General features: G+C 66.9%; 8 protein-coding genes. 3 read left to right on the forward strand and 5 right to left on the reverse strand.

All coding sequences use genetic code 11. The features are described from left to right. Positions 1 to 3 precede the first annotated feature (3 nt). Both ACFPAH_RS02875 and ACFPAH_RS02880 read right to left on the reverse strand, forming a co-directional pair. The gene (locus ACFPAH_RS02875; RefSeq protein ID WP_379740341.1) at positions 4 to 867 is read right to left on the reverse strand and encodes a CheR family methyltransferase; all 864 of its coding nucleotides are present in this window, start codon (positions 865 to 867) and stop codon (positions 4 to 6) included. Next, positions 855 to 5,771: a response regulator gene (locus ACFPAH_RS02880; RefSeq protein ID WP_379740344.1), complete on the reverse strand. Its 4,917-nt coding sequence runs from the start codon at positions 5,769 to 5,771 to the stop codon at positions 855 to 857. The genes ACFPAH_RS02875 and ACFPAH_RS02880 overlap by 13 nt, the downstream gene beginning before the upstream one ends. A gap of 369 nt (positions 5,772 to 6,140) precedes the next feature. On the opposite strand from ACFPAH_RS02880, the gene ACFPAH_RS02885 reads away from it, so the two are divergent. After that, positions 6,141 to 6,875: a helix-turn-helix transcriptional regulator gene (locus ACFPAH_RS02885; protein WP_379740347.1), complete on the forward strand. Its 735-nt coding sequence runs from the start codon at positions 6,141 to 6,143 to the stop codon at positions 6,873 to 6,875. Here the strand turns inward: ACFPAH_RS02885 and ACFPAH_RS02890 are convergent. After that, positions 6,850 to 7,059, reverse strand: coding sequence for a hypothetical protein (locus ACFPAH_RS02890; protein WP_379740823.1), 210 nt, complete (start codon positions 7,057 to 7,059; stop codon positions 6,850 to 6,852). The two genes, ACFPAH_RS02885 and ACFPAH_RS02890, sit on opposite strands and share 26 nt — an antisense overlap. A 212-nt stretch (positions 7,060 to 7,271) precedes the next feature. Between ACFPAH_RS02890 and ACFPAH_RS02895 the strand changes: the two genes are divergently transcribed. Beyond that, the gene (locus tag ACFPAH_RS02895; RefSeq protein ID WP_379740350.1) at positions 7,272 to 7,865 is read left to right on the forward strand and encodes an acyl-homoserine-lactone synthase; all 594 of its coding nucleotides are present in this window, start codon (positions 7,272 to 7,274) and stop codon (positions 7,863 to 7,865) included. 40 nt (positions 7,866 to 7,905) lie between these two features. Here ACFPAH_RS02895 and ACFPAH_RS02900 read toward each other — a convergent pair whose 3' ends face one another. Further along, positions 7,906 to 8,421, reverse strand: a complete 516-nt coding sequence (locus ACFPAH_RS02900) for a GNAT family N-acetyltransferase (RefSeq protein ID WP_379740353.1) — start codon at positions 8,419 to 8,421, stop codon at positions 7,906 to 7,908. Between the two features lie 50 nt (positions 8,422 to 8,471). Then, positions 8,472 to 10,565: a prolyl oligopeptidase family serine peptidase gene (locus ACFPAH_RS02905; protein WP_379740356.1), complete on the reverse strand. Its 2,094-nt coding sequence runs from the start codon at positions 10,563 to 10,565 to the stop codon at positions 8,472 to 8,474. Positions 10,566 to 10,673: 108 nt separating this feature from the next. Here ACFPAH_RS02905 and ACFPAH_RS02910 point away from each other — a divergent pair, with 108 nt between their 5' ends. Beyond that, positions 10,674 to 13,709 (forward strand): CHASE domain-containing protein, encoded by a 3,036-nt coding sequence (locus tag ACFPAH_RS02910; RefSeq protein ID WP_379740359.1) that lies wholly within the window; start codon positions 10,674 to 10,676, stop codon positions 13,707 to 13,709. The last annotated feature ends 69 nt before the right edge of the window (positions 13,710 to 13,778 follow it).

Here is a 13,778-nt window from a genome sequence, read left to right on the forward strand (position 1 = left end):
TCATCACCCCACTCGCCGATACCACGGCAAGGGCCCCAGCAGCGGCTGGTAGGCCGTTGCATGCGCGTCCCCGGGCGCCAGTTCGCGATCGATCCCGAGCACGCCGAAGCGCGACAGGCTGTCGTGGAACAGGCGCAGCGCGCGCTGGCGCAGCATCGGGCCGAAGTCGGCCAGGGCGCGGCAGCAGACGATGGCCTGGAACTCGTTGAAGGAGGCGTCCGTCACCAGGTTGTAGCCGGCCCAGGTGATGCGCGCGCGCAGGCGCGGCAGCAGCACGGCGCGGCCCGCGCGCAGCTCGAAATAGTCGGGCAGGGCGCCGCTGCCGCCGGCCTGCAGGTAGCGTTCCTGGAGCGCCGGCAGGTCGGCGGCATCGATGCTCGCATCGCGCACCTCGGCCAGCAGCTCCTCGTTGGCGAGGGTGGCGAAGATCTCGGTGCGGGCCAGCAGGCCTTCCTCATGCAGCAGGATGGCGAGGGTCCAGGCTTCGCCCACGCCCGCGCATTCGGGCAGCCACACTTTCGGCACCGCTGCCGAACGCAGGTTCGCGCCCAGCACCTGGCGCGCGGCGCGCGCGCAGGCCGGGTCGTCGAACAGCGCGCCCGGGGCCACGCTCAGGGCGCGCAACAGGCTCGAGGCGACGCCCGGCTCGTGCAGCACCCGCTCCTGCAGGGCCGATACCGTCTTGAGCGCGCGCGCCTCCATCACCGCGAGCAGTTTTCGCCGCACCGTCTGGCGGTCGTAGTCGCGGAAATCGTAGCCGTGGCGCTGGAACAAGGCTTCCAGCAACAGGTCGATTTCCAGCTCCTCGACGGCCAGCGGCGCAGGACCCAACTGGGCAAGGGCGGCAAAGGCGGTCAATGCAGCCACACTCGCATCAGCGACAGCAGCTGGGCCACATCGACCGGCTTGGTGATGTAGTCGGAAGCGCCGGCGGCGATGCACTTGTCGCGGTCGCCCTTCATCGCTTTCGCGGTCAGGGTGATGATCGGCAGCGACTTGAACTTCGGAATGCGGCGGATCGCCCGCATCGTGTCGTAGCCGTCCATCTCCGGCATCATGATGTCCATCAGGACGATCTCGATGCTCGGGTCCTTCTCCAGCACCTCGATGCCGTCACGGCCGTTCTCGGCGAACAGCACCTGCATCTGCTGGCGCTCCAGCAGCGACGACAGGGCGAAGATGTTGCGCAGGTCGTCGTCGACGATCAGCACCTTGCGTCCCGCCAGGCCGCCGTCGAGCGCGTGGATCTCTTCCAGCATCTTGCGCTGCAGTTCAGGCAGCGAGGCGTGCGAGCGGTGCAGGAACAGCGCCGTCTCGTCGAGCAGGCGCTCGGGCGAGCGCGCGTCCTTGATGACGATGGTCTTGGCGTAGCGCTTGAGTTTCGTCACTTCCTTGCGGTTCAGTTCCTGCGCGGTATAGATCACGATCGGCAGGTCGCGCAGCGCCGGCTGCTTCCCGATCTGGTCGAGCAGGTCGAAGCCGGAAATGTCGGGCAGGGTCAGGTCCAGCACCATGCAGTCGAAGTGCTGGCTGCCCAGCGCCTCGAGGGCTGCCTGGCCGGTTTCCACGGTCACCATGTTCAGGTCGCTGTCGCCGATCAGGGCCACGATCGACTCGCGCTGGGCCATGTCGTCCTCGACCACCAGCAGCGAGCGCTTGCCGCCGACCAGGAATTTCTGGATGCGGGTGAACTCTTCGGTCAGCGCGTCGCGGTCGACCGGTTTGCTGATGAACGAGATCGCGCCCTGGCGCAGCGCGCGCTCGCGCTCGCGCAGCGCCGAGACCACGTGCACCGGGATGTGGCGGGTGCTCGGGTCGCGTTTCAGGCGGTCGAGCACCGTGAAGCCGTCGATGTCGGGCAGGTCGATGTCGAGCAGGATCGCGGACGGCAGGTAATCGCGCGCCAGCGACAGTGCCGAGTCGCCGCGGTGGGTGACGATGCCCTTGAAGTTCTTCTCGCGGGCGAATTCGAGCACGGTCTTGGCGAAGCGGTCGTCGTCTTCCACGATCAGCACCGAGGGGTCGCCCGGCGCGATCAGGCTGCGGTCGTCCAGCATCGAGGCGTATTCCACCAGGCCGCCGTTGTTCGGCGCCTGCACTTCGATGGTGGCCACGCCGCTCTCGTCGGGCTGGGAGGCCGTGTAGACCACCGGCGCGGAGACCGGGGCCGCGCTCGGCGCGACCAGGCGTGCCGGCTGCGGCTGGCGCGTCGCTTCGTAGTTGATGAAGCCGGCGCGGTTGTACGGCAGGTACAGGGTGAACGTGGAGCCGACGTTGACGGTCGATTCGACGCGGATTTCGCCGCCCAGCAGGCGCGCCAGTTCGCGTGAAATCGACAGGCCCAGGCCCGTGCCGCCGTACTTGCGGGCGGTCGAGCCGTCGGCCTGCTGGAAGGCCTCGAAGATCAGCTGCAGCTTGTCGGACGGGATGCCGACGCCGGTGTCGCTGACCGAGAACGCCAGCACCGCGTCCGCATGCAGCAGGTAAGGGTGGTCGGCAGTCCAGCCGCTGGTCACCAGGCTGATGTTGAGCGCGACCTGGCCGTGGCTGGTGAACTTGAAGGCGTTCGACAGCAGGTTCTTGAGGACCTGCTGCAGGCGCGTCGTGTCCGTCATCACCGCGGTCGGCAGGTTGTCCGCCAGGTCGACCTTGAAGCCGAGGTGCTTGGCTTCGGCCATGTGGCGGAAGGTGCGGTCGACGTAGTTGCGCAGGTTCGCGAAGCGGTATTCCGAGACGTCCAGGGTGACGGTACCGGATTCGATCTTGGACAGGTCGAGAATGTCGTTAATCAGGGTCAGCAGGTCGGAACCGGAGCCATGGATGGTCTTGGCGAATTCCACCTGTTTACCGGACAGGTTGCCCTCGGGGTTATCCGAGAGCTGCTGCGCCAGGATCAGCAGCGAATTCAAGGGCGTCCTCAGTTCGTGCGACATATTCGCCAGGAACTCGGACTTGTACTTCGAGGACAGGGCCAGCTGGGTCGCCTTTTCTTCCAGCGCCAGCTTGGCCTGTTCCACTTCGCGGTTCTTGCGTTCCACCTCGATGTTCTGCTCGGACAGCAGGCGCGCCTTTTCCGCCAGCTCCTGGTTGGTCTGCTGCAGCTCCTGCGCCAGCGATTGCGACTGGGTCAGCAGCGACTCGGTACGGCTGTTCGCCTCGATGGTGTTCAGGACGACGCCGATCGATTCCATCAGCTGGTCGAGGAAGGACAGGTGGGTTTCGGTGAAGCGGTCGAGCGAGGCGATCTCGATGACGGCCTTGACCTGCTGCTCGAACAGGATCGGCAGCACCACGATGTTGTTCGGCGGCGCCGAACCCAGGCCCGAGGAGACCACGATGTAGTCGCGCGGCACGTCGGTCAGCCAGATGCGGTTCTTCTCGACCGCGCACTGGCCCACCAGGCCTTCGCCCGGCAGGAAGGAGGTCGGCAGCTTGCGGCTGGAACGATAGCCGTAGGATGCGATCATCCGCAGGCGCGCATCGGCTTCCTGCGAATCCATCATGTAGAACACGCCGTGGTGGGCCGAGACCAGCGGCGCCAGCTCGGACAGGATCAGCTTGGTCACCGCGCCCAGGTCGCGCTGGCCCTGGAGCAGGCGCGTGAAGCGCGCCAGGTTGGTCTTCAGCCAGTCCTGCTGCGCGTTCTTCTGCGTGGTCTCCTTCAGGTTACGAATCATCTCGTTGATGTTGTCCTTCAGGTAGGACACCTCGCCGCGCGCTTCGACCTGGATCGAACGCGACAAGTCGCCGCGGGTCACCGCGGTCGCCACTTCGCCAATCGCGCGCATCTGGTTGGTCAGGTTCGCCGCCAGCTGGTTGACGTTTTCCGTCAAGTCCTTCCAGGTACCTGCGACACCCGACACGTTTGCCTGGCCGCCGAGCTTGCCTTCCGTGCCCACCTCGCGGGCGACTCGCGTCACTTCGGAGGCGAACGAGGACAGCTGGTCCACCATGACGTTGATCGTGTCCTTCAGCTCGAGAATCTCGCCCTTCACGTCCACCGTGATCTTCTTGGACAAGTCGCCGCGCGCCACCGCGGTCGTCACCGCCGCGATGTTACGCACCTGGCCCGTCAGGTTCGAGGCCATGAAGTTCACGTTGTCGGTCAAGTCCTTCCAGGTGCCGCCCACGCCCGGCACGTAGGCCTGGCCGCCCAGCTTGCCCTCGGTACCGACCTCGCGCGCCACGCGCGTCACCTCGGATGCGAAGGAGGACAACTGGTCGACCATGACGTTAATCGTGTTCTTCAGTTCGAGAATCTCGCCCTTGACGTCCACCGTAATCTTCTTGGAGAGGTCGCCGTTCGCCACGGCGGTGGTCACGTCCGCGATGTTACGCACCTGGCCGGTCAGGTTACCCGCCATCGAGTTCACGCCGTCGGTCAAGTCCTTCCAGGTGCCCGCAACGCCAGGCACGTTGGCCTGGCCGCCCAGGCGGCCCTCGGTACCGACCTCGCGCGCGACGCGGGTCACCTCGGATGCGAAGGAGTTCAGCTGGTCGACCATGACGTTGATCGTGTTCTTCAGCTCGAGAATCTCGCCCTTCACGTCCACCGTGATCTTCTTGGACAAGTCGCCGTTCGCCACGGCGGTGGTCACGTCCGCGATGTTACGCACCTGGCCGGTCAGGTTACCCGCCATCGAGTTCACCGAGTCGGTCAAGTCCTTCCAGGTACCGGCCACGCCCTTCACCTGCGCCTGGCCGCCGAGCTTGCCCTCGGTACCCACCTCGCGGGCGACGCGGGTCACCTCGGAGGAGAACGAGGACAGCTGGTCGACCATGACGTTAATCGTGTTCTTCAGCTCTAAAATCTCGCCCTTGACGTCCACCGTGATCTTCTTCGACAGGTCGCCGTTCGCCACCGCGGTCGTCACGGTCGCGATGTTACGCACCTGGCCCGTCAGGTTCGAGGCCATGAAGTTCACGTTGTCGGTCAAGTCCTTCCAGGTGCCGCCCACGCCCGGCACGTAGGCCTGGCCGCCCAGCTTGCCCTCGGTACCGACCTCGCGCGCCACGCGCGTCACTTCGGATGCGAAGGAACGCAGCTGGTCCACCATGACGTTAATCGTGTCCTTCAGCTGCAGGATCTCGCCGCGCACGTCGACCGTAATCTTCTTCGACAAGTCGCCGTTCGCCACGGCGGTGGTCACTTCCGCGATGTTACGCACCTGCGAAGTCAGGTTACCCGCCATCGAGTTCACCGAGTCGGTCAAGTCCTTCCAGGTACCGGCCACGCCTTTCACCTGCGCCTGGCCGCCGAGCTTGCCCTCGGTGCCGACCTCGCGCGCCACGCGCGTCACTTCGGAGGAGAACGACGACAGCTGTTCCACCATCGTGTTCGCGGTCGTTGCCGCGCGCAGGTACTGGCCCTTCAGCGGATGCCCGTCGACTTCCAGCGCCATCGTCTGCGACAGGTCGCCCTTGGCCACGGCGCCGATGACGCGCGCCATCTCGGTGGTCGGACGCACCAGGTCGTCGATCAGGGTGTTGACCGAGCTGATGATGGTGCTCCAGCCGCCGACCACGCCCGGCACGTCGGCGCGCTGGGTCAGGTGGCCCTCGCGGCCAACGACGCGCGACACTTCGGTCACCGCTTCCACCATCTTCGATTTGGTCTCGATGATATCGTTCAGGGTGTCGGCGATCTTGCCCGACACGCCGGTCCAGTCGGAAGGCATGCGTACCGAGAAGTCGCCCTTCTTGAGGGCCATCAGCGTTGCGAGCAGGAGCTTGACGTCCAGCTGTTCGGCCATGTCGGTCATTGTGTTCATCGACGTGTAATCCTTGTTTTGGAAAGTAAGACGGCGTTCTTTTCGGCGCAGACAGGCGTGTGTCTCGCTCCGGAGAAACTGTTAAGCGGAAAGTATGAAAGGTTACTCTTGTGCGACATCAAGTCAAGCTCTACCGCCAGAATAAAACTTGCATTTAGGGAATGTTCAGGATCGAGCGCAGGAGGGTAGCTGAAAAGTGATTTCCAGTGCGCACGATTGCTTTATGCACCCTAGATCGTCGTTGTGCAACAACTACAAAATATCTGACTAAAAATTCATGAACATTGTTAAACTTGCTAGGATGCATTCTTTACGGGCATTTTTGAACTAGCATAGCCAACTCATTTTTCACACCCGCGGGCGAGCGCCATGATTGAAACTGCACAGCTGGTGCAGCTTTTGGAAGCAAAGAACACGGAGGCCTGGCAACAGGCGCTTCTGGCAATTGCGCGTACGCTGGGTTTCGAGCAGGTGCTGCTTGGTGTGGTGCATACGCGTCACGAACAGTTCGAACGTGCCTTCTTACAGAGCAATTACTCCCCTGAATGGCGCGAACGTTACGACGCCGAGCGCCTGGCCTATGTCGACCCGACGGTGAGCCACTGCCTGACGAGTACCGTGCCGGTGATCTGGGAGCCTGAGCTGTTCGGTACGCCCCAGGGGCATGCGCTATACGAGGAAGCGTGCGCGCACGGCATCCGGACCGGCGTGACCCTGCCGATCCACGGGCCCAACGCGGAGTTCGGCGTCCTGAGTTTTGCCTCGGACGGCTCGGCAGGGTCGGAATTCCGCCGGGATGTGGCACACGTCATGCCAATGCTCACGCTGGTGCGGGACTATGCGTTCGCATCGTCGGTGCGCTTCCTCGAGCAAGCCGGGGCCGACCCGGTGCCGCGCCTGACCCGGCGCGAGCTGGAAGTGCTCCAGTGGGTCATGGCCGGCAAGTCCTCGTGGGAGATCTCGATGATCACCCGCTGTTCAGAAGCGACCGTGAATTTCCACCTGGCTAACGTGCGTCAGAAGTTCAACGTCAACACACGTCAGCAGGCTGTGGTCAAGGCAATCGCGCTGGGCCTGCTTATCCCTGAAGATCGCCATCGTTGAGCTTGCCGTTGACGTAGAGCTTCAACAGGATCGCCACCGGCGCCGGGATCGCCAGCCCCGTCTCGAAGCGGCTGCCGCTCGATTGGGTGACGCCGAAACGGCCCCAGAACTTCTCCTGACTTTCGCGCTTGCTGATGCGGAACTGCCGCAGGTCGACGTGCGGCGCCCGCACGGGCATCGGCATGGCGGTGTGGGCGCCCGGGCGGGCAAGCATGGATTCGCTGATGTAGTCGTTAGGCATGGCCGATCTCCTGGTTGAACGGGTGAAAAACTTAGTATTCCACTGTGTCACTTCCTAGCCACCTAGCAAACTTGCTAGTACCGCTGCTGCCCGAATTGCATGAGGCTTCATGCCTGTCGCATAGTTTTTTTTCGTCAACATACAGGGAGAACGACATGGCACTGCAAATCAATATCGCAGCACGGCGCGAGTTCCAATCCCGCGACCTGTGGGAAATGCATACCCTTCGCGCAAAAGTGTTCCAAGGCCGCCTGGGCTGGGAAGTGCCGGTGTTATCGGGAATGGAAATCGATGGCTACGACGCGCTCGAACCGCATTACATGATGATGCGCGAGCCGGGGCAGGGCATCCTGCGCGGCTGCTGGCGCCTGCTGCCGACCGAAGGCCCGTACATGCTGAAGGATTCGTTCTCGCAACTGTTGCACGGCCAGCCGGCCCCGTGCGACGAACATATCTGGGAATTGTCGCGTTTTGCCATCGAGACCGGCGGCAGCGACCATTTCGGGTTTTCCCAAATCACGATGGAGTCGATCGCCGCGATCATCCGTTACGGGCACGAACACGGCATCGAGCGCTACGTGACGGTGACCACCACCGCCATCGAGCGGCTGCTGCGCCGCGCCGGGGTCGTCACCGAGCGTCTCGGGCCGCCGCTGGTGATCGGGGTCGAGACCGCAGTGGCGCTGTATGTGGACATCGAGCCGACCTGCGCGGCGCTGGGCCTGTTCGAGACGAGGCTGGCGAGCTGACGCTGCCGGGGTGAGGCGGCCGGCGCCGTCCTGCGCCCGGCTAGAGCGCCAGCCGCATCATCTGTTCCAGCCGCGGATCCCCGGGCCTGGTCGGCTCGGCCCTGCCGACCGCGACAAAGCCCGAGCGCTCGTAGAGGCGGCGCGCCGCCTCGTTCCCCTCCATCACGCCCAGCTGCATCGCGCGTCCCTGGCGCGCGCGGGCCCACCCGAGCGCCGCGGCCAGCAGCGCCGCCGCCACGCCGCGGCCGCGGAATTCGGGCGCGACCCACATCTGGAACAGGTTGACGAGCCGGGGCTCCCTGGCGTCGAACTTGGCCCAGGCCAGCCCTGCGGCGACACCGCCGACTTCGGCCAGCAGCGGCAGGTCGCGCCCGGAACGGGCCGCCAGTCCCAGGCGCCAGGCCCAGTCCTCGTCCTTGCCGTCCTGTTCCGCCGCCAGCGTGCTGCCGAAGGCCGCCGGCGCGTCGGCCAGCGAGCGCAGGCGCAGGCTGCGATACAGCGGCCACTCGCTGCCGGCGAACGGACGGACGGTCAAGTTGTTGCGTTCTGGCGTCATGCCTGGCCTTTCGCCTGTCTATATAGAAGAGGAGTCAGCGGAGGCGCGCTTCATTGCAGCTGCTTGCGCAGGAAGGAATACGTCAGCGCCCACATGCGCGCCTGTTGCGTGTTGTTGGCCGCGCCGGCGTGGCCGCCTTCGATGTTTTCCCAGTACAGCACCTCGTGGCCCTGTTCCTCCATCAGCGCCGCCATCTTGCGCGCGTGGCCCGGATGGACGCGGTCGTCGCGGGTCGAGGTGGTCAACAGCACGCGCGGGTAGTGCTTGTCCTTGAACACGTTCTGGTAGGGCGAGTACTTGCCGATGTACGCCCATTCCTCGGGAATGTCCGGGTCGCCGTATTCTCCCATCCAGGAGGCGCCGGCCAGCAGCTTGTGGTAGCGCCGCATGTCGAGCAGCGGCACCTGGCTGACCACGGCGTTGAACAGGTCGGGGCGCTGGGTGAGGGCGGCGCCGACCAGCAGGCCGCCGTTGCTGCCGCCCATGATGCCGAGGTGGCGCGGACTGGTGATCTTGCGCCGGATCAGGTCCTTGGCCACCGCCAGGAAGTCGTCGAAGGCCTTTTGCCGGTTTTCCTTGAGCGCGGCCTGGTGCCAGCGCGGGCCGAACTCGCCGCCGCCGCGGATGTTGGCCAGCACGTAGACGCCGCCCTGTTCGAGCCAGGCGGCGCCGATCATGCCGCTGTAGGAAGGCTTGAGCGACACCTCGAAGCCGCCGTAGCCGTACAGGACGGTCGGGTTGCGGCCGTCGTGCCTGGCGCGCCGGTCCATGACCACGAAATAGGGGACCAGCGTGCCGTCCTTCGATTTCGCGTGGTGCTGCGACACCGTGTACGGCGCCGCGTCGAACCAGGCCGGCATCGCCTTCAGGCGCTCGCGCGCGTCGACGCCCGCCGTGCCGAGATACAGCGTGGTCGGGGTCAGGAAGTCGGTCACGGTCAGGAAGTATTGGTCGGACTCGATCTCGTCCAGCGCCGCTACCCCGAGCGTGCCGATCGACGGCGCCGCCACGTCGCGCCGGCGCCAGCTGCCGTTATCAAAGCGCAGTTCGACGATCCGGTTCTTCACGTTGTCGAGCAGGGTCAGCAGGATCGCGCCGCGCACCACCGTCACGCCGTCGAGCGAACTGGTGGCGCTCGGCGCGAACAGCAGCTCGAAGTCGCGCCCGCCCTGCATGAAACGGTCGAAGCCGATGGCCAGCAGCGCGCCCTGCGGCCAGGTGCGCCCGTCCACCGTCCAGTTCGACCGCAATTCGATCAGCAACTGGTCGCGCACCGCGTAGGCGTTGGCGTCGTCCGGCTTGTCCACCTTCACCAGGCGGCCGCCGGGTTGGCCCGTCTCGCGCAGGAACAGCTCGCTGCTATAAAAGCCGATCTGGCGCGTGACGAATTCGCGCTCGAAGCCCGGCGTCATGTCCTTGTGCGCGGAGGCCGACAGGTCGTCGGCAGCGGCCTCGAACACGAGGCGCGCCTGCGACAGGGGCGTGCCGCGCTTCCATTCCTTGACCAGGCGCGGGTAGCCGGACGCGGTCATCGTGCCGGGTCCGAAATCGGTGGCGACGAACAGGGTGTCGCGGTCGATCCAGCCGGCGCTGCCCTTGGACTCGGGCAGCGCGAAGCCGCCGGCGACGAAGGCGCGCTGTTCGAGGTCGAACTCGCGCACCACGTCGGCGTCGCCGCCGCCGCGCGAGAGCGATACCAGGCAGCGCGTGCCGCGCGGCTCGAGGCAGGAGGCGCCGGCCCAGACCCAGTTTTCGTGCTCCTCGCGCGCCAGCGCGTCGAGGTCGAGCACGGTTTCCCAGCGCGGCGCTTGCTTGCGGTACTCGTCCAGCGTGGTGCGGCGCCAGATGCCGCGTTCGTGGTGTGCGTCGCGCCAGAAGTTGTACAGCCAGTCGCCATGGCGGCTGACATAGGGAATGCGCTCCTTGGCGTCGAGGATGGCCTGCAAGCGCTTGCGCAAGGCCTCGTGCGCGGCGCCGCCCAGCTCGCGTTCGGCGAGCGCGTTCTTCTCCCGGACCCAGGCCAGGGGCCGTTCGCCGCCCACGTCCTCGAGCCACAGGTGGGGGTCTTGCGGCGGCGCCGCCGTCTGCGCCTGCGCCTGCGCGCCGCCCAGCGCCGCCAATCCAAGGACTACCTTTGCCGCCATCTTGCGCATCCGTTCCGATCCGTTCTTCGCTACTGCCGAGCGCCACCGTGGCGTTTCGATGACGTATATTATCAACAATCTTGCATACTCTACATAACGACCGACACCATGGGCCTTTCGATCACCCGCAGCATCGGCGCGGCCGGCGGCGCGCGGCGCACCACGCGCCCGGTGCTGTGGAGCGCCGGCCTGTTGCTGGCCCTGTTCGTGGGCATGGCCCTGCAGATGGCCACCAGCCGCGCGGTCGAAGAGGAAGCGCGGCGGCGTTTCGATAACCGCGCCCGCGCCACCCAGGAAAAGCTGGCCAACGCCATCAATTCGTACACCGAGGTCACGCGCGCGCTGGCGGCGCTGTTCGCGGCCAGCGAGCGCCCGGTGACGCGCCTGACCTTCCACCGCTACGTGGACGCGCTCGACCTGCGCACCCACTATCCGGCGATCGACGCCGTCTCCTACACCCACGAGGTCGAGGATGGCGGGCGCGAGGCCTTCGAGGCGCAGGTGCGCGCCGACCGCAGCGTGGATCCACGCGGCTATCCGGATTTCGCGATCGGCCCCCCGGGGCGCCGCCCCCGCTACAACGTGCTGACCTATATCGAGCCGCCCGAAGCGCTGCCGGGAAAACTGGGCCTGGACATCACGGCCAACCCGGCGGTCGCCGCGTCGATGGCGCGCGCGCGCGACACCGGCGGCATGAGCGCATCCGGCCAGCCGGTGCTGGCCCCGCTGCCCAAGCCGCACCTGGCGCTGGCGATGCGCGCCCCCGTCTATCGCGGCGGCGCCGTCCCCGCAACCCTGGCCGAGCGCCGCGCCGCCTATGTCGGCGGCGTCGGAATCGCGTTCTCGGTGCCGGCGCTGGTCGACGGCGCGCTGGCGGGCGTGGGCGAGGCGAAGGTCGCGCTGTCGCTGTTCGCAGCCGATACCCGAGCCGGCGCCGGCGCCGGCCTGCCGACCCTGGCTCCGGCCCCCGGCGACCGCCTGCTGTACGGCGACGGCGCCGTGCGTACCCGGGCGCAGGATGACGAGGACGCGGACGACAGCTTCACCGCAGTGCTGCCGGTCGATTTCGGCGGCGCGCTCTGGAAGGCGCATTTCAGCGCGCCCAAGAACGAGGTCCTGCTCCCGCTCGACCGCCGCTTCCCGCTGCTGGCATTCGCCGCCGGCTTCGTCGCCACGCTGCTCGTCTACAGCCTGTTCCTGACCCTGTACTGGTCGCGCCGCGGCGCCATCGAAGAACGCACGCTGCTCGACACGGTGCTCGACAACCTCGATGCCTATGTCTTCATGAAGGACCGCGACCGGCGCTTCCTCTACGTCAACGCCAAGATGGCGCAGGCGCTGGGGCGCGGTGCCGAGCAGGTCGTCGGGCGGGTCGACCGCGAGGTGATGCCGGCCGACCTCGCCAACGGCGCCTGGGAGCGCGAGCGCGCCGTGTTCGACGGCACCCGCCGCGCCAGCCAGGTCGAGGTCGTGCTGCCCGGCGCCGTGCCGCGCCAGATGTGGGAAGTCAAGGTGCCGGTGCGCCTCGACGGCGATGTCGGCGCGGTGCTGTGCGTGGCCACCGACGTCACCGAACTGCACCAGCTCAAGGCCAGGGCCGACGCCGCCAACCAGGCCAAGAGCGACTTCCTGTCGAACATGAGCCACGAGATCCGCACACCGATGAACAGCATCATCGGCATGACCCACCTGGCGCTCAAGGCGGGGCCCGACCGGCGCCAGCGCGACTACCTGGAAAAAATCCACCACTCGGGCCAGCACCTGCTGGGCATCATCAACCACATCCTCGACTTTTCGAAAATCGAGGCGGGCCACATGGAACTGGAACTGCTCGACTTTCGCCTCGACGCCCTGATGGGCAACCTCGAAACCCAGCTCGGCGACGCCGCCGCCGCCCGGGGCCTGCGCCTCGAATTCGACATCGCGCCCGAGCTGGCCCGTCCCCTGCGCGGGGACCCGCTGCGGCTGGAACAGGTGCTGCTCAACTTCCTCGGGAACGCGATCAAGTTTTCCGAGCACGGCAGCATCACGATCCGCGCCCGCGCGCTGCGCGCCTCGGGCCACGAAACCCTGGTGCGCTTCGATGTGCAGGACCACGGCATCGGGATCGACCCGGCCGAGGTGGCGCAGCTGTTCACGCCCTTCCACCAGGCCGACCCGTCGACCACGCGGCGCTACGGCGGCACCGGACTGGGCCTGGTGATCAGCAAGCAGCTCGCCGAGCTGATGGGAGGCGAAGTCGGCGTCGACAGCCAGCCGGGGCGCGGCAGCACCTTCTGGTTCACGGCGCGCCTCGGGCAGGGCGGGAAAGCGGCGGCGCGCCCGGCGCGTGGCGTGGCGCCGGCCGCCGCCCGCCTTGACGGCCGCGCGATCCTGCTGGTGGAGGACAACCTGTTCAGCCAGCAAGTCGGGCGCGAGCTGCTCGCAGCGGCGGGCGCCACGGTGGAGGTCGCCGCGGATGGCGCCGAAGCGCTGCAGCGCCTGCAGGAGCAGCCTTTCGACTGCGTGCTGATGGACGTGCAGATGCCGGTGATGGACGGCTTCGAGGCGACCCGCCGCATCCGCGCCGACCCCGGCTTGCAGGGCACGGTCGTGATCGCCATGACCGCCAACGCCGGCCTTGTCGACCGCGAACGCTGCATGGCCGCGGGCATGGATGACTTCCTGTCGAAACCGGTGGCGCCCGAGCACCTGGCGGCGGCGATCGTGCGCAGCATCGCGCGCGCGCGGGCCGGCGCCTTGCCCGCCGCGGCGGCGCCCGCCGCGCCGGCGGCACCCGGCGCGGCAGCGCCCTTGCTCGACCTCCAGGTGCTGGCCGCCACCTTCGGCGACGAGCGCGCGAAGATGCGCAAGTTCGCCTTCATGTTCCTCGACAGCGCGCGCGAAGGGCTGGCCGAGATCGACAGCGCGCTGGCCGCCGGCGACCTGGCGCGCGCCGGGGCCTGTGCCCACCGCATCAAGTCGTCGGCGCGCGCGGTCGGGGCGATCGGTTTTGCCGACGCCTGCCACGCGCTCGAGCGCCAGGAGAAACTCGGAGCAATTGCCCCGGCGCGGGCACTGGGCGCGCGGCTGCGCAGCATCTTTGCGCGCCTCGAGCGGCAGGTCCCCGCGGAACTTGGCGCACGCGCCACGGACGGGCAGTAAACGGCCGGCCCGTCTACGCTCCGCCTTTCGCCGCGTCCGCAAAAAGAGTATCCTGTGGCACCCCCCAAG

This window comes from Massilia sp. GCM10023247 (genome assembly GCF_042653325.1).
GTDB lineage: Bacteria > Pseudomonadota > Gammaproteobacteria > Burkholderiales > Burkholderiaceae_D > Telluria.